The 22,123-nt window shown below is 73.2% G+C and carries 26 protein-coding genes and 1 pseudogene; 15 read left to right on the forward strand and 12 right to left on the reverse strand.

Annotation, left to right across the window (positions count from 1 at the left end):
• Window position 1: 1 nt before the first annotated feature.
• Genes F8274_RS06875 through F8274_RS06885 form a run of 3 tightly spaced genes read right to left on the reverse strand, consistent with a single transcriptional unit; the run spans window position 2 to window position 2,528 of the window.
• Window positions 2-985 carry an NADPH:quinone oxidoreductase family protein gene (locus F8274_RS06875; RefSeq protein WP_151461442.1) on the reverse strand — a complete coding sequence of 328 codons (984 nt, stop codon included), beginning with the start codon at window positions 983-985 and terminating at the stop codon, window positions 2-4.
• Entirely contained in the window at window positions 982-1,764 is a 783-nt protein-coding gene (locus F8274_RS06880) for an SDR family oxidoreductase (protein WP_151461443.1), read from the reverse strand. The genes F8274_RS06875 and F8274_RS06880 overlap by 4 nt, the downstream gene beginning before the upstream one ends.
• Window positions 1,764-2,528, reverse strand: a complete 765-nt coding sequence (locus F8274_RS06885; RefSeq protein WP_151461444.1) for an SDR family oxidoreductase — start codon at window positions 2,526-2,528, stop codon at window positions 1,764-1,766. Before F8274_RS06885 ends, F8274_RS06880 begins: the two co-directional genes overlap by 1 nt.
• A gap of 144 nt (window positions 2,529-2,672) precedes the next feature.
• Here F8274_RS06885 and F8274_RS06890 point away from each other — a divergent pair, with 144 nt between their 5' ends.
• Window positions 2,673-3,290: a TetR family transcriptional regulator gene (locus tag F8274_RS06890; protein WP_151461445.1), complete on the forward strand. Its 618-nt coding sequence runs from the start codon at window positions 2,673-2,675 to the stop codon at window positions 3,288-3,290.
• On the opposite strand, the gene F8274_RS06895 is transcribed toward F8274_RS06890, so the two are convergent.
• A complete protein-coding gene (locus F8274_RS06895) occupies window positions 3,267-4,079 on the reverse strand; it encodes a hypothetical protein (RefSeq protein ID WP_151461446.1) in 813 nt (270 codons plus the stop codon). The genes F8274_RS06890 and F8274_RS06895 overlap by 24 nt on opposite strands.
• A 98-nt stretch (window positions 4,080-4,177) precedes the next feature.
• On the opposite strand from F8274_RS06895, the gene F8274_RS06900 reads away from it, so the two are divergent.
• Entirely contained in the window at window positions 4,178-4,489 is a 312-nt protein-coding gene (locus F8274_RS06900; RefSeq protein ID WP_225853636.1) for a hypothetical protein, read from the forward strand.
• Window positions 4,486-4,785 (forward strand): hypothetical protein, encoded by a 300-nt coding sequence (locus F8274_RS06905; protein WP_151461447.1) that lies wholly within the window; start codon window positions 4,486-4,488, stop codon window positions 4,783-4,785. The genes F8274_RS06900 and F8274_RS06905 overlap by 4 nt, the downstream gene beginning before the upstream one ends.
• Window positions 4,786-4,798: 13 nt before the next feature.
• On the opposite strand, the gene F8274_RS06910 is transcribed toward F8274_RS06905, so the two are convergent.
• Window positions 4,799-6,427, reverse strand: coding sequence for an acyl-CoA dehydrogenase family protein (locus F8274_RS06910; RefSeq protein WP_151461448.1), 1,629 nt, complete (start codon window positions 6,425-6,427; stop codon window positions 4,799-4,801).
• Window positions 6,424-7,023 carry a TetR/AcrR family transcriptional regulator gene (locus tag F8274_RS06915; protein WP_151461449.1) on the reverse strand — a complete coding sequence of 200 codons (600 nt, stop codon included), beginning with the start codon at window positions 7,021-7,023 and terminating at the stop codon, window positions 6,424-6,426. The genes F8274_RS06910 and F8274_RS06915 overlap by 4 nt, the downstream gene beginning before the upstream one ends.
• 215 nt (window positions 7,024-7,238) lie before the next feature.
• Between F8274_RS06915 and F8274_RS06920 the strand changes: the two genes are divergently transcribed.
• The 4 genes from F8274_RS06920 to F8274_RS06935 all read left to right on the forward strand — a co-directional run bounded on the left by F8274_RS06920 (window position 7,239) and on the right by F8274_RS06935 (window position 10,238).
• Entirely contained in the window at window positions 7,239-8,057 is an 819-nt protein-coding gene (locus tag F8274_RS06920; protein ID WP_151461450.1) for a basic amino acid ABC transporter substrate-binding protein, read from the forward strand.
• A gap of 79 nt (window positions 8,058-8,136) precedes the next feature.
• Window positions 8,137-8,931: an amino acid ABC transporter permease gene (locus F8274_RS06925; RefSeq protein WP_151461451.1), complete on the forward strand. Its 795-nt coding sequence runs from the start codon at window positions 8,137-8,139 to the stop codon at window positions 8,929-8,931.
• A gap of 4 nt (window positions 8,932-8,935) precedes the next feature.
• Complete coding sequence (locus tag F8274_RS06930; RefSeq protein ID WP_151461452.1) at window positions 8,936-9,775, forward strand: amino acid ABC transporter ATP-binding protein; 840 nt, start codon at window positions 8,936-8,938, stop codon at window positions 9,773-9,775.
• A 40-nt stretch (window positions 9,776-9,815) separates the two neighbouring features.
• Window positions 9,816-10,238 (forward strand): thioesterase family protein, encoded by a 423-nt coding sequence (locus F8274_RS06935; protein ID WP_151461453.1) that lies wholly within the window; start codon window positions 9,816-9,818, stop codon window positions 10,236-10,238.
• A gap of 5 nt (window positions 10,239-10,243) precedes the next feature.
• Here F8274_RS06935 and F8274_RS06940 read toward each other — a convergent pair.
• Window positions 10,244-10,768, reverse strand: a pseudogene (locus tag F8274_RS06940) (LuxR C-terminal-related transcriptional regulator); the annotation flags it as partial.
• Window positions 10,769-10,844: 76 nt separating this feature from the next.
• Between F8274_RS06940 and F8274_RS06945 the strand changes: the two are divergent.
• From F8274_RS06945 to F8274_RS06970, 6 genes are all read left to right on the forward strand, one after another.
• Window positions 10,845-11,132 carry a DUF1905 domain-containing protein gene (locus F8274_RS06945; RefSeq protein ID WP_151461454.1) on the forward strand — a complete coding sequence of 96 codons (288 nt, stop codon included), beginning with the start codon at window positions 10,845-10,847 and terminating at the stop codon, window positions 11,130-11,132.
• A gap of 23 nt (window positions 11,133-11,155) precedes the next feature.
• Window positions 11,156-11,923 (forward strand): NAD-dependent deacylase, encoded by a 768-nt coding sequence (locus F8274_RS06950; protein WP_151461468.1) that lies wholly within the window; start codon window positions 11,156-11,158, stop codon window positions 11,921-11,923.
• A 188-nt stretch (window positions 11,924-12,111) separates the two neighbouring features.
• Complete coding sequence (locus tag F8274_RS06955) at window positions 12,112-13,278, forward strand: low temperature requirement protein A (protein ID WP_225853637.1); 1,167 nt, start codon at window positions 12,112-12,114, stop codon at window positions 13,276-13,278.
• A gap of 95 nt (window positions 13,279-13,373) precedes the next feature.
• A complete protein-coding gene (locus F8274_RS06960) occupies window positions 13,374-14,726 on the forward strand; it encodes an extracellular solute-binding protein (RefSeq protein WP_151461456.1) in 1,353 nt (450 codons plus the stop codon).
• An 8-nt stretch (window positions 14,727-14,734) separates the two neighbouring features.
• A complete protein-coding gene (locus F8274_RS06965; RefSeq protein ID WP_151461457.1) occupies window positions 14,735-15,685 on the forward strand; it encodes a carbohydrate ABC transporter permease in 951 nt (316 codons plus the stop codon).
• Window positions 15,682-16,605, forward strand: coding sequence for a carbohydrate ABC transporter permease (locus F8274_RS06970; protein WP_225853638.1), 924 nt, complete (start codon window positions 15,682-15,684; stop codon window positions 16,603-16,605). The genes F8274_RS06965 and F8274_RS06970 overlap by 4 nt, the downstream gene beginning before the upstream one ends.
• Before the next feature lie 6 nt (window positions 16,606-16,611).
• Here the strand turns inward: F8274_RS06970 and F8274_RS06975 are convergent, their stop codons facing one another.
• Both F8274_RS06975 and F8274_RS06980 read right to left on the reverse strand, forming a co-directional pair.
• On the reverse strand, window positions 16,612-17,382 hold the full coding sequence (locus tag F8274_RS06975) for an alpha/beta fold hydrolase (RefSeq protein ID WP_225853639.1): 771 nt from the start codon (window positions 17,380-17,382) through the stop codon (window positions 16,612-16,614).
• 190 nt (window positions 17,383-17,572) lie between these two features.
• The gene (locus F8274_RS06980) at window positions 17,573-18,337 is read right to left on the reverse strand and encodes a DUF427 domain-containing protein (RefSeq protein ID WP_151461459.1); all 765 of its coding nucleotides are present in this window, start codon (window positions 18,335-18,337) and stop codon (window positions 17,573-17,575) included.
• A gap of 112 nt (window positions 18,338-18,449) precedes the next feature.
• On the opposite strand from F8274_RS06980, the gene F8274_RS06985 reads away from it, so the two are divergent.
• The gene (locus tag F8274_RS06985; RefSeq protein ID WP_370518199.1) at window positions 18,450-19,727 is read left to right on the forward strand and encodes a multidrug effflux MFS transporter; all 1,278 of its coding nucleotides are present in this window, start codon (window positions 18,450-18,452) and stop codon (window positions 19,725-19,727) included.
• Window positions 19,728-19,790: 63 nt separating this feature from the next.
• Complete coding sequence (locus F8274_RS06990) at window positions 19,791-20,720, forward strand: diacylglycerol kinase family protein (RefSeq protein ID WP_151461460.1); 930 nt, start codon at window positions 19,791-19,793, stop codon at window positions 20,718-20,720.
• 4 nt (window positions 20,721-20,724) lie between these two features.
• Here the strand turns inward: F8274_RS06990 and F8274_RS06995 are convergent, their stop codons facing one another.
• The 3 genes from F8274_RS06995 to F8274_RS07005 all read right to left on the reverse strand — a co-directional run.
• Window positions 20,725-20,994 (reverse strand): hypothetical protein, encoded by a 270-nt coding sequence (locus F8274_RS06995; protein WP_151461461.1) that lies wholly within the window; start codon window positions 20,992-20,994, stop codon window positions 20,725-20,727.
• Between the two features lie 16 nt (window positions 20,995-21,010).
• Window positions 21,011-21,409, reverse strand: coding sequence for a DUF2267 domain-containing protein (locus F8274_RS07000; RefSeq protein WP_151461462.1), 399 nt, complete (start codon window positions 21,407-21,409; stop codon window positions 21,011-21,013).
• A gap of 97 nt (window positions 21,410-21,506) precedes the next feature.
• Window positions 21,507-22,123, reverse strand: a 617-nt coding sequence (locus F8274_RS07005; RefSeq protein WP_151461463.1) for a L,D-transpeptidase family protein, incomplete at its 5' end; no start/stop codon positions are given.

Consider the following 22,123-nt stretch of genomic DNA (forward strand, 5'->3'; position numbering starts at 1 on the left):
GTCAGGGGACGTACACCACCCGGCCGACGGTGGAGCCGTCGGCGAGCCGCTGCACCCCGTCGGCCACCTCGCCGAGCGGGAGGCGCTCGCTGACCAGAGGCCGAACGGCGCCCTGTGCGGCCAGCGCGGTGAGGGCACGGTGGCACTCGACGACGGCGGCCGGGTCGTGGCGCTGGTAGAGACCCCAGTGCAGGCCGACGATCGAGTAGTTCTTCACCAGGGCGTGGTTGAGCGCGGCGGACTGGATCCGGCCGCCGGCGAAGCCGACCACGAGGATCCGGCCCTCGAAGGCGACACACTTCGTCGAACGCTGGTAGGTGTCCCCGCCCACCGGGTCGTAGACGACGTCGGCGCCCCGGCCGCCGGTCTCGGCCTTCACCACCTCGACGAAGTCCTCGGCGCGCCGGTCCACGACGACGTCCGCGCCGAGGGCGCGGGCCACCTCCGCCTTCTCCGGGCCGCCCACCACGCCGATGACCCGGGCGCCGGCCGCCCTGCCGAGCTGGACCGCCGCGCTGCCGACGCCGCCGGCCGCGGCGTGCACGAGCAGCGTCTCACCGGCGCGCAGCCCGGCCCGCCGGTGCAGGCCGAACCAGCCGGTCTGGTAGCCGATGTAGAGGGCGGCCGCCTCGGCGTCGTCGAGCGCCGCGGGCGCGGGGAACGTGGTCGCCGCGTCCAGCAGCGCGAACTCGGCGAACCCGCCGTACGGCAGCGTCGCGCCGCCGAGCACCCGGTCGCCGACGGCGAACCCGTGCACCCCCGCGCCGAGGGCGACGACCTCGCCGCACAGCTCCACCCCCGGGGTGAACGGGAGGTCCGGCTTGACCTGGTACTCGCCGCGGCACATGAGCACGTCGGGGAAGTTGGCCGGACTGGCCAGCACCCGGACCACGAGCTGCCCGGGGCCCGGGGCCGGGTCCGTCACGTCGACGAGCCGCAGCACGTCGACCGGCTCGCCGAGCGCGGTCACGCGCCATGCCCTCATCGGAGACCTCCCTGGTCCTCAAGCTGCCGCTGGAGCGTGTTCATGCCGTGCAGCCAGCGGTCGGTGTCGGTGGCCCGGTGCCGGTAGTAGTCGGCCACCCGGGGATGCGGCAGGACCAGGAACCGGTCGTCGTGCAGGGCCTGCCACGCCGCCTCGGCCACGTCCTCCGGGGCGAGCGCACCGTCACGGCTGATGAGGTCCCGCAGCGGTCCGGTGTTGTCGAGCATCCGGGTCCGTACGCCCTGGGGGCAGATGGCCTGCACCACGATCCCGCGATGCCGGTAGGTGGCCGACAGCCACTCGGCGAACGCGACGCAGGCGTGCTTGCTGACCGCGTACGCCGGGTTCCCGAGCGTCGTGAGCAGCCCGGCCGCGGACGCGGTCACCACGAAGCGGCCCGCGCCGCGCTCGACCCAGCCGGGGATCAGCAGTCGCGCGGCGCGGACGTGCGCCATGACGTTCACCTCGTGGCTCGCCTCCCACTCGGCCTCGGGGGCGTCGAGCCCGCGCCCGCGGTCGATCCCGGCGTTGCCGAACCAGGCGTCGATGTCGCCCAGGTGGCCTCGGGCGGTCTCGACCAGCGCGGCGACGCCCTGCTCGCCGGCGGCGTCGCCCGGAGCGGCGAACCCGCCGATCGCCTCGGCCACCCCCAGGGCCGCCTCGGCGTCGAGGTCGTTGACCACGACCCGCGCGCCCTCGGCGGCGAGCCGGGTCGCCAGCGCGCGGCCGATGCCGTGCCCGGCGCCGGTGACGACGACGCCCCTGTCCCGCACCGGCATCAGACACCTCCGGTGAGGGTGAGGCCGCCGTCGACGACGAGCAGCTGGCCGGTGATCCAGGCGGCGTCCTCGGAGAGCAGGAACGCGACGACACTGCCGACGTCGGTGGGGACGCCGAGCCGCCGGAGCGGGTACGCGGCCGCGACCTCCTCCTCGCGGCCCTCGTAGAGGGCGGTGGCGAATCTCGTCTTCACCACGGCCGGGGCGACCGCGTTCACCCGGATGTCCGGGCCCAGCTCGACGGCGAGCTGCTGGGTGAGGTGGGTCAGCATCGCCTTGCTGGCGCCGTAGAAGCCGATGCCGGCCGCCGGCCGGACGCCGGCCACCGAGGAGACGTTGACGATCGCGCCCCCGTGCTCGCCCATCCAGGCCCGGTGGACCTGCTGCACCCAGGACAGCGCGGCGAGGCAGTTCACCTCGAAGACCTTGCGGGCGGCGGCCAGGTCCAGCTCGACCAGCGGCCCGTACGCCGGGTTGATTCCGGTGTTGTTGACCAGCAGGTCCGCGCCGCCGAAGGCGTCGACGGCCCGGGCCACCACCTCGGCCTGGTGGTCGGGGTCGTCGGCGTGGCCGGCGACGCCGACCGCGCGCCCGGCGCCCAGCCGGGCGACCGCCTCGTCCAACGCCTCCTGCCTGCGGCCCGTGACCACCACCCGGGCGCCCTCGGCGACCAGCCGCTCGGCGACGGCCAGGCCGATGCCGCGGCTGGCACCGGTGACGATCGCCGTCCGGCCGGCGAACCTGCTCGACGGGGCCTCCGACACGGCCACCTCCTCCGACTTACTAAGCGCTTGCTTAGGATGTGTCTGAGGGAGTGTGCGACAGCCCGGTGGGCGTCGTCAACAGGTCCGCCCCGGCCGATTTGTGGTATCAATGCCGGCCGAGGCTCAGGAGGGAAGGACGACGTGGTGACCGACAGCGCCGAGCAGTCCCGCGCCGACGCGACGCGCGCCCGGCTGCTCGACGCCGCCGTCAGCGCGTTCGCCGAGCGGGGCTTCCACGGCACGACCACCCGCGACATCGCGGCCGCGGCCGGGCTGAGCCCCGCTGCGCTCTACGTGCACCACCGGTCCAAGGAGGAACTGCTCTACCTGATCTCGCGGTCGGGGCACGAGCACGTGCTGCGGCTGGTGCGGGAGGCGGTCGCGTCGTCCGCCGACCCGGCCACGGCGCTGCGGCGGGTGGTCCACGACTTCGTCGTGACCCACGCCCGCGACCACACCACCACCCGGGTTGTGAACTACGAACTGTCCGCGCTCAGCCCGGCGCACCTGGCCGAGATCCGCGAGATCCGCCACCACATCGAGCAGGCGATCCGGCAGCTCGTGGAGGCGGGCGTCACGGCCGGGGTGTTCGAGACCCCGGACCCCCGGATGGCGGCCGCCGCCCTGCTGTCCCTCGGTGTCGACGTGGGCCGGTGGTACCGGGACGGCGGCGACCTGGTGCCCGAGTACATCGCCGCCCGGTACGCCGAGATGGCGCTGCGGATCGTCGGCGCCGGGTCACCAGACGCAGGATCGGGGTAGGAACGCCCAGGCGATGCCGCCGGCGAACCGGTTGCCGCGCCACTTCGCCATGATCCACTGGCGGTCCTTGCTGACGTAGCGGATGTCGATCTGCGCGCCGGCGGGGGCCGCGCCGAGCGGGTGGACGGCGACGGCCGGTCCGGACCCGTACGCCGCGGCGGCCCCGATGTTGCCGAATGCGGAGCAGGTCGTGCGGGCGGTGGTGGCCTTGAGCCCGCCACCCTTGTTCTCGCTCCACACGCCGTAGGGGCTGCACAGCGGATCGACGGCGGTGGCGGTGCAGAAGACCTGCTCGGAATGCCACCACCGCAGCTGGTCCGGGGAGCCGTCGGCGTTGCTGGAGCCGGCGACGTTGGGGCCGCCGGCGCAGCTCGACGACATGAACCCGGTGCGCTCGATGGCGAACTTGCGCGTGCCGTAGGCGTAGGCGCACCCGTCGAAGCTGCCGCCGGCGTAGCCCCAGGGCCAGCGGGTGATGCCCTCGGTGTTGCCGGCGCTGGCGTCGCCGGTGTCGCGGATGTCCATGTGGTCGAAGCTGGACTTGACGGCGCCGTCGGCGAAGACGAAGTCGCGGGCGAACAGGTAGCCGACCATCGGCCCGTTGGCCTTGTAGCTCAGCAGCACCCAGCCCGGTCCCATGCCGGTCTGCGCCCACGAGTCCTCGGCCGCCGTCTGCACCCGGTTGACGCCGTAGCCCCAGGCGGCGGCGGGGGACGGGGCGGTCAGGGCGGTCACCGCCAGGACGGCCAGCGTCGTCACGAACCGGGTCACGCCGCGCCACCGGGTCATCGTCACTCCTCGATCCGATCCTGGCGAAAACCTACATCGTTGTGGGTCGCCGTGGCAATCTGCTACGTTGCCCGCACCTTCGAACGAGGGAGATAAATATGCGAATGTTCGCCAGGGCGGTCGCGGCCGCGACGGCACTGGGCATCGTGCTGGCGGCGCCGCCCGCCGCCCAGGCCTACGTGGTGCCGCGCCACGCCGTCACCATCTGCCAGAGCGCCAGCTTCTACGACAACTACGACTCGGCGTCGGGCCCCTACGGCCTCAAGCGGGTGCTGGAGTACGGCAACAAGATCGGGCACACGCCCGGTGCCCACCCGGTCTACAACGGCTGGGCGGCGACGTTCGACTTCGGCCCCAACGACTGGGGCTACCTGCGCATCGAGTGCATCGGAGGGTACGACTCGTGGTGACCTCGACATCGCGGCCCGCGCGGCTGGCCCGCCTGGGCGTCGCCGCCGCGACGGCCGTCTCCCTGCTGGCCGTGTCGTCGCCGGCGCGGGCCGCCAACGGCACCATCGGCGTGCGGGAGACCGTGTGCGCCGAGTCGTTGTTCGTCCGCACCGAACCGCTGGGCGCCTGGATGGGCACCCTGTACGCCGGGCAGACCTTCCAGGTGAAGGGGCCCAGGAGCGGCGGCTACATCTACGGCTTCGCCTACGGCCACGTCAACCGCAACGGCTGGGTGCAGGACGGCTGGTTCTGCTGAACCGCGGTCCCGGTCAGCCCACCTTGGGCACGGCCCGGGCGATGATCGCGGCGAAGTCGACACCGCTCGGCAGGGTGCCGAACGCCTGGCCGTGGTCGCCGCCGAGGCGGGAGGCGCAGAAGGCGTCGGCGACGGCCGGGTGACCGTGCCGCACCAGCAGCGCGCCCTGCAGGACCAGGGCGAGCCGCTCGACGACCCGGCGGGCCCGCAGTTCGAGGTCGTCGTGGTCGGTCAGGTCCGCCTGCACCTGGCGCAGCGCGGCGTCCAGCCGCGGGTCCGCCCTGGCGGCGGCGCTCACCTCGGTGCGGAACGCCTCCACGACCTGGGGCTCCCGGGTGACCGCGCGCAGCACGTCCAGGGCGGCCACGTTGCCGGAGCCCTCCCAGATCGAGTTCAGCGGTGACTCGCGGAACAGTCGCGGCATGCCCGACTCCTCGACGTAGCCGTTGCCGCCCAGGCATTCGAGGGCCTCGGCGGCGTGTGCCGGCCAGCGCTTGCAGACCCAGTACTTGCCCACGGCGAGGGCGAGCCGCTTGAAGGCCGTCTCCCCGGCGTCGCCGCGGGCGGACCGGTCGGTGGCTCCGGCGAGGCGCATCATGAGGACGGTGGCGGCCTCGGACTCGACCGCGAGGTCGGCGAGCACGTTGCGCATGAGCGGCTGGTCGACCAGGTAACGGCCGAACGTGCGCCGGTGGGTGGCGTGGTGGGCGGCGGTGATCAGCCCCTGGCGCATCCCGGCCGCCGCGCCGATCACGCAGTCGAGGCGGGTCAGGTTGACCATGTCGATGATGGTGCGCACGCCCCGGCCCTCGTCGCCGACGCGCCAGGCGACGGCGTGCTCGTACTCGATCTCCGCCGAGGCGTTGGACCGGTTGCCGAGCTTGTCCTTGAGGCGCATGAGCCGCATCGGGTTGCGCGTGCCGTCCGGCAGGACGCGCGGGACGAGGAAGCAGGTGAGCCCGCCCGGCGCCTGGGCGAGGGTGAGGAAGACGTCGCACATCGGCGCCGACGTGAACCACTTGTGCCCGACGAGCCGGTAGGTGCCGTCCGGGTCGGGGTGGGCGACGGTGGTGTTGGCGCGCACGTCCGACCCGCCCTGCTTCTCCGTCATCGACATGCCAGCCAGCAGGCCCCGCTTGGTCAGTGGCGCGCGCAGCGCGAAGTCGTACACGCTCGCGGTGAGCAGCGGCTCGTACCGCGCGGCCAGGTCCGGGTCGTGCCGCAGCGCGGGCACGGCCGCGTAGGTCATCGAGATCGGGCAGCCGTGGCCGGCGTCGGGTCGCCACACGTAGAACTTGGCCGCCCGGGCCACGTGGGCGCCCGGCCGGTCGTCGGCCCACGGCGCGGCGTGCAGCCCGTGGCCGACGGCCGTGCCCATCAACTCGTGCCAGGCCGGGTGGAACTCCACCTCGTCGATGCGGTGGCCGGAGCGGTCGTGGGAGCGCAGGACCGGCGGGTGCTCGTTCGCCAGCCGCCCGTGCTCGATCGCCGGCGCGGCGCCACCGAGCCGGCCGAGTTCGTGCACCTCGGCGGCGGCCCAGCCGGCGCCCTCCCGGTCCAGCCCGTCGAGCAGCGCCGGGTCGTCCGCCGCGTCGTGGCCGGCCAGCGGGGGAACCTGGTTGAACACCTCGTGTGTCGTCACGGCGATACTCCCAGCGCGCGGTGGATGAACCGGATCAGGTCGGGGATGGTGCCCGGGCCGGCGACCCCGGCGGCCAGCGGGCCGACCATGGCCTCGGCCAGGGCGCCGACCAGCGCGGTCGCGGTCAGCTCGGGGTCCTGGGCGGGCAGTTCGCCGCTCGCCACCCCCGCCGCCACGTGACCGGCGATCAGGTCGGCGTAGGCCCGGCGGAAGGTGAGCCGCTCGGCGTCGACGGCCGGGTCGACCGGCTCGGCGAGCAGCGCGTACGCCAGCCGGGGGGACTGCAGGGCGCGGCCGGCGAACGTCTCGACGACGGCCGCCATCTGCGCGGCGACGGTGGTTCGCTGCGCCGCGGCACGCGCCACGGCGTCCACCTCGCGCTGCGAGGCGGTGCGGAACACCTCGGCGAAGAGGTCGGCCTTGGTGGGGAAGTGGCGGTAGACCGTGCCGGTCGCGACGCCGGCCCGCTCGGCGACGGCCGCCACCGAGCAGCCCGCGTAGCCGTGGCCGGCCATGATCTCCAGTGCGGCCGCGATGATCCGCTGCCGGGAGGCGCTCAGCCGGGCCTTCACCCGCTCGGTGCTCCGGTAGGCCACGCAAGAAGTGAACCACCATTCAGTCCTTGCTCGCAAGGTCCGTCCGGTTGCGTCCCGGCTGCCGGGATCGCCCGGCGGAATCGGTCACAGCTTGGGTGCGGTCGCCCGTTGTGATCTTGGTGGGGCTCCACCGATCGGGTACCGTCCCCTGTCACACCGTCTTTGCACCACCCCTGGCTGGCTGTCATACCAGGGTCGATCGGAGGGACACTGCCGTGACGTTCCAGAGCGCAGTCCGCAGGGCTGGCATCGTCGTGGCGATCGCCGCCCTCGCGGCGAGCGCGGGATGCGCCAAGAAGGAGGACGGCGAGACCCAGGCGAGCGGGGTCAAGCTTGTCGAGAAGGGCAAGCTCACCGTCTGCACCCACCTGCCGTACGCGCCGTTCCAGTCGAAGGACGCGAGCGGCAAGGTGGTCGGCTTCGACGTCGACCTGATGGACCTGGTCGCCAAGGACCTGGGCGTCGAGCAGAAGATCGTCGACACCCCCTTCGAGGGGATCAAGTCCGGCCAGGACCTGAACACCGGCAAGTGCGACGCCGCCGCCGCCGGCATGACGATCAGCGAGGAACGGCAGAAGGTCATGAACTTCTCCGACCCGTACTTCGACGCGACGCAGGCCATGCTGGTCAAGACCGGCAAGGCGTACAAGACGCTCGACGACCTCCGGGGCAAGAAGCTGGGCGTCCAGGCCGCGACCACCGGCCGCGACTACGCCAAGAAGGTCGCCGAGGAGAAGGGCCTCCAGCTCGTCGAGTTCGAGGACCTCGCCGCCGAGCAGCAGGCGCTGGCCAACGGCCAGATCGAGGCCGCCATCAACGACCTGCCGGTCTGGACCGAGTACATCAAGGAGCACCAGGGCGGCTTCGAGGTGGCGGCCGAGTTCGACACCGGTGAGCAGTACGGCTTCTCGGTGAAGAAGGACGGCAACCCGGAGCTGCTCAAGAAGGTCAACGAGGTGCTCGCCAAGGCGAAGCAGGACGGCACCTACAACACGATCTACGAGAAGTGGATCGGCAAGAAGCCGACCGCCTGAGCCACCCACCCGGCCGGAGGGCGCGCCCCGCGCGCCCTCCGCCCCGGCACCCCTCCGCACCTCTCAAGGAGCGCCGAACGTGAAGCTGCGACGCCGCCAGCGAGAGCGGCTGTCCCTCTGGCTCCAGTACCTGGCCTTCGTGGCCGTCATCGCCGTGGTGGTCCTCGCGGCGGACTGGGGCCGGCTGCGGGAGGCGTTCTTCCGCGTCGACATCATCGAGTCGATGTTCCCGACGGTCATCACCGTCGCGCTGCGCAACACGATCCTCTACACGCTCGGCGCGTTCGCCTTCGGCCTGGTCTTCGGCACCATCCTGGCGCTGATGCGGCTGTCCCGGGTGGCGCCGTACCGGTGGGTGGCGACGGCGTACATCGAGCTGTTCCGTGGCCTGCCCGCGCTGCTGGTGCTCTTCCTGGTCGGCTACGGCATCCCGATCGCCTTCCCGGAGCGGGAGATCCCGGGCGGCGTGTTCGGGTCCATCGCGATCGGCCTCGGCCTGACCGCGGCCGCGTACATGGCCGAGACCATCCGGGCCGGCATCCAGGCCGTGCCGAAGGGGCAGATGGAGGCCGCGCGCACCCTCGGCATGTCGCACTTCACCGCGATGCGCACGATCGTCATCCCGCAGGCCTTCCGGATCGTGATCCCGCCGCTGACCAACGAGCTGATCCTGCTCACCAAGGACTCGTCGCTCGCCTACGTGCTCGGCGTGACGGCGCAGACCATCGAGGTCACGAAGTTCGGCCGGGACACCCTCAACGACCGGGTGAACGCCACCCCGCTGCTGGTGGCCGGGCTCACCTACCTGGTCATCACCCTGCCGCTCTCCCAGGTGGTGCGCCGCCTCGAACTCCGCTACGCCAAGGCCCGGTGACCCCATGACGACCAGCCCGTCCCAGCCCGCCGTCGAGATCCGCGACCTGCACAAGTCCTTCGGGCCGCTCGAAGTGCTCAAGGGCATCGACTTCGAGGTCGGCCACGGCGAGGTGGTCTGCGTCATCGGCCCGTCCGGGTCCGGCAAGTCCACCCTGCTGCGGTGCGTCAACCTGCTGGAGGAGCCGACCGCCGGCCGGATCTGGGTGAACGGCACCGAGATGACCGACCCGGACGTCGAGATCGACGCGGTGCGCCGCGGCATCGGCATGGTCTTCCAGTCGTTCAACCTCTTCCCGCACCTCACCGTGCTGGACAACCTCACCATCGCCCAGCGCCGGGTGCTCCGGCGCGGTCGCGCCGAGGCCGAGCGGGTCGCGCGCGCCAACCTCGACCGGGTGGGCCTGAGCGACAAGGCCGCCGCGTTCCCGGCCCAGCTCTCCGGCGGGCAGCAGCAGCGCGTCGCCATCGCCCGGTCGCTGTCGATGGACCCCGAGCTGATGCTCTTCGACGAGCCGACCTCCGCGCTCGACCCGGAACTCGTCGGCGACGTCCTCACCGTCATGCGGAAGCTGGCCGAGGACGGCATGACCATGATGGTGGTGACCCACGAGATGGCGTTCGCCCGGGACGTCGCCGACCGGGTCGTGTTCATGGACGGTGGCGTGGTGGTCGAGCAGGGCCCGCCGGACGAGGTGCTGGGCGCCCCGCGGCACGAGCGGACCCGCTCGTTCCTCTCCCGGGTCCTCGACCCGACCCACGTCGCGCAGCTCGGCCGGCCCGGCGAGACCGCCGAGCCGCCCGAGGCGCCCGGCCTGCCGGCCGACGACCGCCACCAGCTGTGACCGCCGCGGCGGTGTCGTACCCCCGGTTAGGCTCGACCACATGGGAGATCCGTTCCGGGTCCGCGTCACCGTCCGCGGCTACGAACTCGACACGCAGGGCCACCTGAACCAGGCCGTCTACCTCCAGTACGGCGAGCACGCCCGGTGGGAATGCCTGCGCGCGGCCGGCATCCCGCAGGACCGGCTCCTCGCCGGCGGCGTGGGGCCGGTGGCCCTGGAGGTCACCCTGCGCTACCTGCGGGAGCTGCGCGGCGGCGACGAGGTGGACGTGTCCTGCGAGTTCCGCTGGGGCGAGGGGAAGACGTTCCAGATCGTGCAGGACCTCACCCGCCCGGACGGCACGCCGGTCGCCACCATCACCGGGGTGGGCGGCCTGCTGGACCTGGCCTCCCGGCGGCTGGTGCCCGACCCCCGCGTGCGGTTCCGCCAGCTGGCCGACGACCCGGCGCCGATGAACCTCTGAACCACCTAGCGGCCGGCGCGCAGGTAGGCCAGCACGGCCAGCACCCGCCGGTTGGTGTCGTCGGCGGGCGGCAGGTCGAGCTTGGTGAGGATGTTCCCGACGTGCTTGCCGACCGCCGCCTCGGTGACGTGCAGCCGCGCGGCGATCGCCCCGTTGGAGTGGCCCTCGGCGACGAGCGCCAGCACCTCCCGCTCCCGGGGCGACAGGGCCGCCAGGGGGTCGCGCGGGCGGCGCAGCAGGTGCCGCACCACGTCCGGGTCGACCGCCGTGCCGCCGGCCGCCACCCGGCGCAGGGTGTCGGCGAACTCGGCGACGTCCGCGACCCGGTCCTTGAGCAGGTAGCCGACCCGCCGGCCGTCGCCGCTGTCGAGCAGCGCGGCCGCGTAGCCGCTCTGCACGTGCTGGCTGGGCACCACCACGGCCAGGTCGGGCCGCTCGGCGCGCAGCGTGACCGCCGCGCGGAGCCCGTCGTCGCGGTGCTCCGGCGGCATGCGGATGTCGGTCACCAGCAGCTCCGGCCGGTGGGTGCGGGCCTGCTGGTGTGGACGGTGCTGGTCGCCGTGCGGGTGGTGCGGGCCGGGCGGGATCGACGCCTATCCTGATCGGGTGGAGCTGGAGTTCAGCGGCGAGGTGTGGTTCTGGCGGGGGCCCGCGCCCTGGCACTTCGTCACGGTGCCCGACGAGCTGTGCGGGGAGTTGGAGGCGGCCTCGGCGTCGGTCACGTACGGCTGGGGGATGATCCCGGTGACCGCGCGGATCGGCGGGACCGGGTGGGAGACGTCGCTCTGGCCCAAGGACGGGCGCTACGTCGTGCCGGTGAAGACCGCGGTCCGCCGGGCCGAGGGGATCGCGCTGGGCGACCGGGTGGCCGTCCACCTGACCGTCACGCGGTGACCGGTCGACGGGAGCGGGAGCGGATGGACCTGACGGACGCGGCGAAGGCGCTCGCGGGGGCGCGGCGGCTGGTCGTCTTCACCGGCGCCGGCATGTCGGCCGAGAGCGGCGTGCCCACCTTCCGGGACGCGCTCACCGGCCTCTGGGAACGGTTCGACCCCCAGGCTCTCGCCACCCCGGAGGCGTTCCGGGCCGATCCCGCACTGGTCTGGGGCTGGTACGAGTGGCGGCGCGGCGCCGTCCGCCGGGCCGAACCGAATCCGGGGCACCGGGCCGTGGCCGCCATGGCGGCCCGGGTGCCGGAGACGGTGGTGGTCACCCAGAACGTCGACGACCTGCACGAGCGCGCCGGCTCCGCCGCCCCGATCCACCTGCACGGCAGCCTGTTCGCGCCGCGCTGTTCGGCGTGCGCCGAGCCGGCGCCGGTGCCCGGGGCCGGCGAGGAGCCGGGGGAGGGCCGGCGGCTGGCGCCGCCCCGCTGCGGTCGCTGCGACGCACCCGTCCGGCCGGGGGTGGTGTGGTTCGGCGAGGCGCTGCCGGAGCGGGCCTTCGAGGCCGCCGTCGAGGCGGCGTACCGCTGCGACGTGCTGCTCACCGTGGGCACGGCCGGTCTCGTGCATCCCGCCGCCGAGATCCCGCAGGTCGCCGCCCGTCGGGGCGGCACGGTGATCCAGGTCAACCCGGAGGAGACGCCGCTGGACGCGGTGTGCGCGGTGAACCTGCGCGGGCCGGCGGCCCGCGTGCTCCCGGCCCTCGTGCGGGCCGCGTGGGGTGACTCGGCCCCGGCCTGACCGGGCCCGCCCGCCCGTACCGGCCGGCGATCACCGGAAACCGGGAATCGTCGCACGCCGTGCGGCCTACCGTCGGCGGAGAAGATCGGTCGGTCGGGTGACGGAAGGCGACGGGCGTGGGGCGGGACGGGGCACGGCGCGCGCTCGCACGGCCGCGCCCGCCCGCTGCGGCGCCGGCCGGGCGCCGGGTGACGCCGTTCGAGATCTTCTTCGACCTGGTCTTCGTCTTCGCGCTGACCCGCATCATGTCGCTGATCGGGCAGCGGCCCACCCCGACCACCATGGTGCAGGGGCTGATCCTGCTCGTGCTGCTGTGGATCGCCTGGTCCTCGTACACCTGGTTGGGCAACCACACGCGGGCCGAGGTCGGCGCGGTCCGCGCCGGGTTCCTGGTCGCCATGGCGGCGTTGTTCGTGGCGGCGCTGGCCATGCCCCAGGCCTGGACGTCCGGCCCGGGCCTGGACGGGCCGCTGCTCGTCGCGCTGGCCTACGTGCTGCTCCGCGTCGTCCACCTGGGGCTCTACCACTGGGCGGCGGCCGGTGTGCCCGGGCTGCGGGAGCGGATCCGGTTCTTCGCGGCGGTCAGCGCCGTCGGTTGGGTGCCGCTGCTGCTCGGCGCGCTGCTGAGCGGGACGGCGCACGCCGTGCTGTGGGTGGTGGCGTTCGTCATCGAGATCGGCGGGCAACGCCTGTCGTACGCGCGGCGGGGCACCTGGCCACTGCGCAGCGCGAGCCACTTCACCGAGCGGCACGGCCTGGTGCTGATCATCGCGCTCGGTGAGTCGCTGGTCGCCGCCGGGGTGGGCGCCGCGTCGGCGGTGACCGCGCTGCCGGTACTCGGCGTGGCGCTGGTCGGCTTCGCGGTCACCGCCTGCCTGTGGTGGCTGTACTTCGACCGGGCCGGGCCCGCCGCCGCCCGGGTCCTCGCCACGGCGACGGGGGACCGGCGGGACCGGATCGCCTCGGACGCGTACAGCCAGACCCATCTGCTGCTGATCACCGGGGTCATCTACCTGGCGCTCGGCGTCGAGCAGGTGCTCGGGCTCGTCGCCGGGGTGCACGGCGGCGACGAGCACGGCGGGCCGGCCCGGCTGACCTGGTCCGCCTCGGTCGCCCTGTACGGGGGCACCGCGGTCTTCCTGGGCGGCCGGCTGCTGTTCCTGCGGCTCACCGGACAGCCGGTTCCGCCGGCGCAGCGAGCCGTCGTCGTGCTGGTCGCGCTGCTGCTGCCACTCGGTGTGCTGCTGCCGCCCGCCGCGGCGCTCGGCGTGCTCGGCCTGCTCCTGCTCACCGCGGTCGCGGTCGAGCGGCGGTCCGGGCGGCGGGCGACCGGAAGGCCGGCGGGTCTCGAATGATCACCGACTTCTCGGTCCCGGGTTTGAAATTCCCGTGAACCGGAGAAGTGCAGGTCGCGCGGGCAGGGTGGCCCGTGTGACTACGGGAGGTGGCGATGTCACGGAGACTGCGGGCGACCGCGTTGGCCGGGGCGCTGACCCTGGCGATCAGCGGCTGCGGCGGAGTGGGCGGCGGGGGTGACTCCGGCGGTGGCGCCACCAAGGGCAGCGGCGCCCTGAGCACCATGGGATTCGGCCTCTCGGACGAGATCGCCAAGACGCGGGTGGACGCCTTCAAGAAGGACCACCCGGACGTCCAGCTGCAGATCACCGAGGGCGCCTTCGACGAGCAGCAGTTCCTCTCCGCGGTGGCCTCGGGCAACCCGCCGGACCTCGTCTACATGGACCGCAAGCTGATCGGCACGTACGCCAAGCGCGGCTCGATCCAGCCGCTGACCGACTGCGTGGAGAAGCAGAAGATCGACCTGGGGCAGTACCGGCAGGCCGCCAAGGACCAGGTCACCCTCGACGGCACCGTCTACGGCATCCCCGAGTTCTCCCAGGTGCGCGTGCTCTACCTCAACGAGGCGCTGCTGAAGCAGGCCGGCCTCACGGCCGACGACGTGAACGTCGCCGACTGGGCGAGCCTCCCGGCGCTCAACACGAAGCTGGCCAAGGTCTCCGGCGGCCGGCTCAGCCGGATCGGCATCGACCCGAAGATCCCCGAGTTCCTGCCGATGTGGGCGAAGGCCAACGGCGCCGAGATGATCTCGGCGGACGGCGCCAAGGCCAACCTGACCGACCCGAAGGTGGTCGAGGCGTTGACCACCGGCGTGAAGCTCATCCAGGACCAGGGCGGCTGGGGCAAGTTCAAGTCCTTCCGGGACACCTTCGACTTCTTCGGCGCCGAGAACCCCCTGGCCAAGAACCAGATCGCCGCGTGGCCCATGGAGGAGTGGTTCCTCAACCAGGCCGCCAAGAACAGCCCCAAGGCCGAGCTGGTCGTGAAGCCGTTCGTGGACCGGCAGGGCAAGCCGCTGAGCATGTCCAACGGCCAGGCGTGGGTGGTCACCAAGGGCGCCAAGAACCCGGAGGCGGCCTGCGCCTTCGTCAAGCAGATGACCGCCACCGACACCTGGTTCGCCGCCGCGAAGGCGCGGGCCGAGGCCCGCAAGGCGGCCAACCTGCCGTTCACCGGCGTCTGGACCGGCAACACCGCCGCCGACAAGAAGATCTTCGACGAGCTCTACCAGCCGACCGGCAACAAGCGCTTCGACGACGCGGTGGCCACCATCCGCGAGGCCCAGGACATCGCGTTCGCGATGCCCGCCTCGCCGGCCGGCGCCGAGTTCGACAAGGCGTGGACCGACGCCGTGAACCGGGTGCTCTCCGGGCAGGCCCAGCCGGCCGAGGCGCTGGCCCGGGCCCAGCAGGAGGCGACCGCCGCGCTGGACAAGGCCGCGGGCTGAACCCGGCCATGGCCACCACCGTCACCCCTCCCGTCCCGGGCCGGCGGCGCCGCACGCCGCTGGCCCGGCGGGAGGCCCGCTGGGCGTACGTCTTCCTGGCGCCCTGGATCGTCGGGTTCCTCGTGTTCACCGCCGGTCCGATGATCGCCAGCCTCTGGCTCAGCTTCACCGAGTACGACGTCATCAACGCCCCCCGCTGGAGCGGGCTGGACAACTATCGGCAGCTCGTGTCGGACCCGCAGGTGGCGCGCAGCCTCGGCAACACCGTCTACTACGCGGCGCTGCACGTGCCGCTGGTGATGCTGATCTCGCTGGGGCTCGCCCTGCTGCTCAAGCGCGTCGGGCGCTGGCAGGGCTTCTTCCGTACCGTGTTCTACCTGCCGGTGATGACCCCGGCGGTGGCCGTCGGCATCCTCTTCCTGCTGCTGCTCAACACCCAGGACGGGCTGATCAACCGCGGCCTGGCGCTGCTCGGGATCGACGGTCCGAGCTGGACCACCGACCCGGACTGGGTGATGCCCGGGATCGTGCTCATGAGCCTGTGGAGCCTCGGCTCCACCGTGATCATCTACCTGGCGGCGTTGCAGAACGTGCCCCGCGACCTCTACGAGGCCGCCGACCTCGACGGGGCCGGCGCGTGGGCGCGGTTCCGCCACGTGACCCTGCCGATGATCTCCGGCTCGCTCTTCTTCACGTTGATCGTCAACACCATCGCGTCGCTGCAGATGTTCACCGAGGTCTACACGATGTACTTCGGCAACCGGCAGACCCAGGGCTCCTTCAACAGCGACGCGGCGTCGTTCTACGTGATCCACCTGTTCCGGGAGGCGTTCCAGTTCCTGCACATGGGCTTCGCCTCGGCGATGGCGTGGCTGCTCTTCCTGATCATCCTGATCATCACCGCGGTGCAGGTGAAGCTGAGCAGCCGGTTCGTCTACTACGAGGGGGAGGACCGGTGACCACGACGAGTCAGCCGGTGGGCACCGGCGTCGCGAGCACCGTGGTGGCGCCGGTGGCGGCGCCCCGGCCGGAGGCCCGGGACGAGGGCCGGCGGCCGCGCTGGCAGCGCGTCCTGTTCGTGCTCGCCCTGGTGGGCGCGGCGGTGATCTTCCTGCTGCCGTTCGTCTGGCTGGTCAGCGCCTCGCTGCGACCCCGGGAGTACGTCTTCGCCCCCGGTCTCCTGCCCACGCCGTTCGCGCCGGACAACTACGCCGACGCCTGGCAGGCCATGCCGTTGCTCACCTGGCTGTTCAACAGCGTGGTGGTCGGGGTCGCGGCGGCCGCCGCGGCGACCCTGTCCAGCGCCTGGGTGGCGTTCGGGTTCGCGTACTTCCGGTTTCCCGGCCGGAACCTGCTGTTCGGCCTGGTCCTCGCCACCATGATGCTGCCGTTCGCGGTCACCATGATCCCGACCTACCTGATCTGGAACCGGCTCGGCCTCATCGACACCCAGGTGCCGCTCTGGGCCGGCAACCTCTTCGGGTCGGCGTTCTACATCTTCCTGCTGCGGCAGTTCTTCCTCTCCCTGCCCCGGGAGTATTTCGAGGCGGCCCGGGTCGACGGGGCGAGCTATCCGCAGCTGTTCTGGAAGATGGCCTTCCCGCTGATCCGCCCGGCCCTGCTGGTGGCCTTCGTCTTCGAGTTCAAGGCGAGCTGGACCGACCTCGTCAAGCCGCTGATCTACCTGCGCAACGAGCAGCTCTACACCCTGCCCCGGGGGCTCAAGGTGATCCTCGACCGGTTCGGGTACGGCGGCGAGCAGCAGTGGGAGATCGTGCTCGCCGGCAGCGTGATCGCCACCGTACCCATGATCATCCTGTTCTTCCTGGCCCAGCGGCACTTCGTGGAGGGCATCGCCACCACCGGCCGCAAGGGCTGACCGCCCTCAGCCGGCCGGCTCGTCGAGGAAGGCGAGGGTGACCGCGGCGAACAGCGGCGAGCTGAAGATGCTGTAGTGGGTCAGCCCGGGCAGGATGGCCAGCGCGTGCCCACCCTTGGGCCGGCCCTCGCCCGCCCAGCCGCCGTCGCGCAGGCCGCCGTCGAGCAGCTTGAACACCTCCACGTAGTGGCTGGGCGGCGCCATGTCGCCGTCGGCGGCGACGATCAGCGTCGGCACCCGCAGGTTGCGGACCTCCTCGGTGAGGTCGAAGTCCTGCGCCATCAGCGCGCCGATCTTGTCGAGCAGCCGGGGGAAATCCTCCGGGCGCGGCGCCACCCGCTGGTAGAGCTGGTACATCGGAGTGTCCTTCATGAACTCCGCGGCGGCGCCGGTCACCTGGCCCTGCTGCGCGCGCATCTCGGCGTAGATCGCGTCCGACCGCACGTGCGCGGACGCCGCGACGAGCCGGCCGAGCTTCTCCGGGTGGGCCACGGCGGCGCGCAGCGCCACCCCGCCACCGAGCGAATAGCCCACCAGGTCGGGCCGGTCCAGCCCCAGGTGGTCGATGAGCGCGGCGATGTCGTCGGCCATCGTCCGCAGGTCGAGCGGGCGGTCGACGTCGGCGGTGCGGCCGTGGCCCTGCAGGTCGACGGCGATGACCTGGTGCCGCGCGGCCAGCGCGGGCAGCACCGGCCCGAACATCTCACCCGACCCGAGCCCGCCGTGCAGCAGGATCAGCGGGTGCCCGGTGCCGTGCGTCTCGTAGTAGAGGTTGATGCCGTTGACCTCGGCGTAACGGCCGGTGCCCTCGACGTCCGTGGTCCAGTCAGTGGCGGTCACGCTGACGCTCCTCCCGTGCGCGGTCGGCGGACGCGGCGCGGACCCCGACGGCGCCGGCCGCGAGGTCACGGGCTGCGGCCCCACCCTACGCAGCCGGGGCGCCTCCGCGCTGTCCCGCCGCGCCGGTTCAGGAGAAGTGCGTCCGCGGCCGGGCGAGGCGTTCCCCGTCCACCACCACGTCGACCTTCTCGTTGTAGAACGCGACCAGCCCGGCGATCGGCAGCAGGGCCGCCGTGGGAAAGCCGTACGACCACGCCAGGTCCGGATGGAGCCGGTCGCCGGCCCGCACCGACCAGTACCCGCTGGTGCGGCCCTTGTAGGGGCAGGCGGTCCGGGTCGGCGACGCCACGAGGTGCCGGAAGCGCACGTCCGTGCGGTTGAGGTAGTAGCGGGTCGGCAGGCCGGTCTCGAAGAGCAGCACCGGCGAGGTCGACTCGGCCAGCACCGTCCCGTCCAGTTCGACCCGGACGTGCCGGGTGGAGCGCAGCGCGTCCGCCCGGGCGTACGGGTTGCGGGGATGGACGAAGACCTCCTCGTCCTCCTCGAACCAGGCGTCCAGCGCGGCCCAGTCGAACCGGACGGTGTCCGCCAGCCCGGGTGGCGCGTCGTCGCCGTACCACCGGACGCACCCGGCGCGGGCGAACTCGCCGACCCGCAGGCCGTGCAACCGCGCGGTGCCGCGCCGGGTCTCCTCGGAGCGTTGCTCGTCGACCAGCAGGTCGCGGCGGACGTCGGCGACCGGGACGTAGTACTGCGGGTACGGCGGCCACTCCCAGACGTACCGGGCGCGGGTGGTGTCCAGCACCAGCTCGCCGGCCAGGAAGGCGCGGATCCGGCGGGGCGCCGGCTCGATCCGGCCCACCTCGGCGGCCGGCTGCGGGTAGTCGGGCACGGTGTCTCCTCCCGGTGGAACGTGCGGCGGACGGTTCAACGAGCCGATGTGACCTGGGGCACCTTCGGCGAAGGAGGGAATGAGGTCGGACCCTGATGATTTGCTGCCAGGTGTGACCACTGCGCAGTCCTCTCCCGCCCCGACCGCCGAGACACCCGGTGACCTGATGAGCCGGGGGCAGCAGCTGCGCCTCGTGCTGGTGCTCGGCTCGCTCATCGCGATCGGGCCGCTGACCATCGACATGTACCTGCCCGCGCTGCCGGCCATCACGGCCGACCTGGAGACCACCTCGGCGGCCGTGCAGCTCACCCTCACCGGCACCCTCGCCGGGCTGGCCCTCGGCCAGCTGCTGATCGGGCCGCTCTCCGACGCGGTGGGCCGGCGCCTGCCGCTGCTCGCCGGAATCGCGCTGCACATCCTGGCCTCGCTGCTCTGCGTGGTCGCGCCGACCGTCCAGGCGGTGGGCGTGCTCCGGGTGCTGCAGGGGCTGGGCGTGGCGGCCACCTCGGTGGTCGCGATGGCCGTGGTCCGGGACCTGTTCAGCGGCGCCGCCTTCGCGCGGCTCTTCTCCCGGCTCATGCTGGTGATGGGCGCCGCGCCGATCCTCGCGCCCACCCTCGGCAGCGCGCTGCTCCGGTGGTCGGACTGGCGGGGCGTGTTCGTGGCCCTCGCCGTCTTCGGGCTCCTGCTGGTCGTGGTCGCGGCGGTCGGGCTCCGGGAGACCCTGCCGCCGGAGCGGCGCCGGCACGGCGGCCTCGCCGCCGTCGGCCGGGACTACCGCGCGCTGCTGCGGGACCGGACGTTCGTCGGGCTCGTGCTGGTCGCCGGGCTCGCCATGGCGGCGCTCTTCGCGTACGTGGCCGGGTCGTCGTTCGTCTTCCAGGAGCGGTACGGGCTGGACGAGCAGCAGTTCGGGCTGGCGTTCGGCGCCGGGGCGGTCGGGCTCATCACCGCCACCCAGCTCAACGTGCGGCTGCTGCGCCGGTACACCCCGCAGCGGATCCTGGTCTCCGCGCTCACCGTCGGCACCGGGGCCGGGCTCGTGCTGGTGAGCTTCGCCGCCACCGGCGTCGGCGGGCTGCCGGCCGTGCTGGCCTCCCTCTGGGTGGTGCTCGCCGCGGCGGGGCTCGCCATGCCGAACGCGCCGGCCCTGGCGCTGTCCCGGCACGGGGAGGCGGCCGGCACCGCCGCCGCGCTGCTGGGCGCCGTCCAGTTCGGCGTCGGCGCGCTCGCCGCACCGCTGGTGGGTGTGCTCGGCACCGGCAGCGTGGCGATGGCCTCCGTGGTGGCCGGTGGCATGGCGGTGGCCCTGGTCGTGCTGCTCACCGTGGTCCGGCCGGCGCGGCTGGCCGAGGTCGAGCCGGCCGCGGTAGCTGTCGCCGTGCACTGAGCGACGGGCTCAGCTCAACCGGCTGCCACCGGCGGGGCGGATCGGCGGATAGGGTCGGGAACCGTGCGGACCAAGCAGGAGCTGGGGGCGGCGATCCGGGAGCGGCGGCGGGCGGCGCTGGTCGTCAACGCGCGCTCCCGCCGGGGCCGCCGGCTCTACGAGACCGTCCACTCCCGACTGCGCGCGGCGGGCTTCACCCTGCTCGGCACGTACCCGGTGGACCGGCCCGGCGAGCTGGACCGGGTGCTCGCCGAGGCCGCCGACCTGGGGCCGGACCTGCTGGTCGCCGGTGGCGGCGACGGGACCATCGGCGCGGCCGCCCGGCTGCTCGCCCACCGGGACATGGCCCTGGGCCTCCTGCCATTGGGCACCACCAACAACTTCGCCCGCACCGTCGGCGTCCCGCTCGACCTCGACGCCGCCGTCGGGCTGCTCACCGGCGGCAAGGTGATCGACGTCGACCTGGGGCTCATCGGCGACACCCGGTTCACCAACCACGTCGGGATCGGGCTGTCGGCCGACATCATGCTGACCGCGCCGCCCCGGCTGAAGCGGGTGGTCGGCCGGCTCGCGTACCCGCTGACCGCGCTGGGGCTGCTGGCTCGGCACCGCCCGCTGCGGGTCACCGTGCGCGCCGAGGGGCGGGAGCACGGCTTCGACACCCACCAGGTGTACGTGGCCAACGGGGGCTTCCACGCCGGCCGGCCGATCACCGCGGACGCCAACGCCGACGACCGGCTGCTGGTCGCGTACCCGGTGGGTGGGCCGACCCGGCGCGGGCTGCTGCGCGAGACGGCGCGCAACGCGGCGGCCGGGCACCGCCGCACCCTCGGCGACGAGCCGTTCCTGGCGGTCCGCCAGCTCTGGCTGGAGACGGACCGGCCGGCGCGGATCGAGGTCGACGGCGAGCCCTACGGCCAGACGCCGGTGCGCATCGGCCTCGACCCGAACGCGCTGCGCCTCATGGCCGCGGCGGACAGCCCGGACCGCTGAGCGCTCAGTCCCGGCGGTCCTCGTCCGGGGTCGGGATCTCCTGGTTCTGCTCCACCGCGTCGGCCGGCGTGACGTCGGCGCGCACCGCGTCGGGCAGGCCGGTGTCGTCGCTGGGCGGCCTCAGCACGCCCTGCTCGGCCAGGTCCGCCTCGGTCGCCTCCGGCACCGCGTCCGCGATCGTGTCCGGCGGGCCGACCACCGTCTCGTCCTGCCGCTGCTCCTGTGCGTCGGCCTCCGGTGGCCGGCGCAGCGGATCCTCGTCGCCGATCCTCATCGCGGTACCCCGCCCGTCACCGGCTGCGCTGCACGAACGGCGCGGTCTGGTCGGCCACCTCGCCGAACTCGGTGGGAAGCTGGGCGACCACCTGCGCGTAGCCGGCCGGGTCCACGGCGTCGCGCAGCACGTCGAACACGGCGGTCACCCCGTCCTTCGCCCGGTCGACGTCGAGGTCGGCGCGCTCGCTGACCCGCTCCACGAAAATGTCGAGCCCGAACCGTTCGCCGGTCTCGCTGCCGCCGAAGGCGTACGCCCGCAGCGCCTCGGGGAGCCGGTCGGCCAGGTCCCGCGCCTCCCCGCCGTCGATCCGTTCCGCCAGTGTGGTCAACGTGGCCCTCGTGACGGCCGTGGCCTGCTCCGACGACATGCCGCAGCGCTTCGCCACCGCGCCGATGAACTCGTCCTGGTCCACCTCGACGCCTCCCTCTCGGCTGGGAGAAGCCGTCTTCCCGCGCTCCGCCCCCGCAAACGGTCCGGCGGCCCCGGCGCGCCGGGGCCGCCATGGACCGTCAGCGGTAGACGTGCACCGGGGTGCCGACGCCGATGGTGGCCCAGAGCCGGTCCATCGCCGGGACGGACACCCGGACGCAGCCGTGGCTGGCCGGGTGGGTGGGCACGGAGGTCGCCCCGTGCACCGCGTAGCCACGGTAGAAGTAGTTCGGCCGCCACAGCAGGCCGAGGTCGCTCTGCCGCCAGCCGTTGATGCGCCGCTGCACCGTCCAGTTGCCGGTCGGCGTGGGGGTGCTGGCCTTGCCGCTGGAGGCGTCCAGGATGCGGACCACCGCCCCGTTTCTGGCCAGGTAGACCACCTGGCGGGTGAGGTTGGCCTCCAGCGAGTAGCCGGGGTGGGTGTACTTCGGCTTCGGGACGACCGGACGGTCGAGCGCCGCCCAGGTGCGCGGCCCGACGATGCCGTCGCGGACCAGGCCGTTGACCTTCTGGAAGGCGACGACCGCGTGGTGCGTCGACGGCCCGAAGATGCCGTCCACCCCGCCCACGTCGTAGTGCAGCGCGGTGAGCCGCTTCTGCAGTGTGGTGACCGCCGCGCCCCGGGAGCCCTGCCGCAGCATCGGCCGGCTGGCGGCGGCGAGCGTGACGGCCGGGGCGGGGGCGGCCGAGGCGGCCG

The organism is Micromonospora sp. AMSO31t (assembly GCF_008868175.1).
Classification (GTDB): domain Bacteria; phylum Actinomycetota; class Actinomycetes; order Mycobacteriales; family Micromonosporaceae; genus Micromonospora.

Bases quoted from the DNA above. Each gene is read 5' to 3' on its own strand.
- F8274_RS06995 (WP_151461461.1), bottom strand. From the start codon at position 20,994: ATGAGGATCGGCGACGAGGATCCGCTGCGCCGGCCACCGGAGGCCGAC.
- F8274_RS06895 (WP_151461446.1), bottom strand. From the start codon at position 4,079: ATGACCCGGTGGCGCGGCGTGACCCGGTTCGTGACGACGCTGGCCGTC.
- F8274_RS06965 (WP_151461457.1), top strand. From the start codon at position 14,735: ATGGCCACCACCGTCACCCCTCCCGTCCCGGGCCGGCGGCGCCGCACG.
- F8274_RS06930 (WP_151461452.1), top strand. From the start codon at position 8,936: ATGACGACCAGCCCGTCCCAGCCCGCCGTCGAGATCCGCGACCTGCAC.
- F8274_RS06960 (WP_151461456.1), top strand. From the start codon at position 13,374: ATGTCACGGAGACTGCGGGCGACCGCGTTGGCCGGGGCGCTGACCCTG.
- F8274_RS06875 (WP_151461442.1), bottom strand. From the start codon at position 985: ATGAGGGCATGGCGCGTGACCGCGCTCGGCGAGCCGGTCGACGTGCTG.
- F8274_RS06880 (WP_151461443.1), bottom strand. From the start codon at position 1,764: ATGCCGGTGCGGGACAGGGGCGTCGTCGTCACCGGCGCCGGGCACGGC.
- F8274_RS06935 (WP_151461453.1), top strand. From the start codon at position 9,816: ATGGGAGATCCGTTCCGGGTCCGCGTCACCGTCCGCGGCTACGAACTC.
- F8274_RS06900 (WP_225853636.1), top strand. From the start codon at position 4,178: ATGCGAATGTTCGCCAGGGCGGTCGCGGCCGCGACGGCACTGGGCATC.
- F8274_RS06950 (WP_151461468.1), top strand. From the start codon at position 11,156: ATGGACCTGACGGACGCGGCGAAGGCGCTCGCGGGGGCGCGGCGGCTG.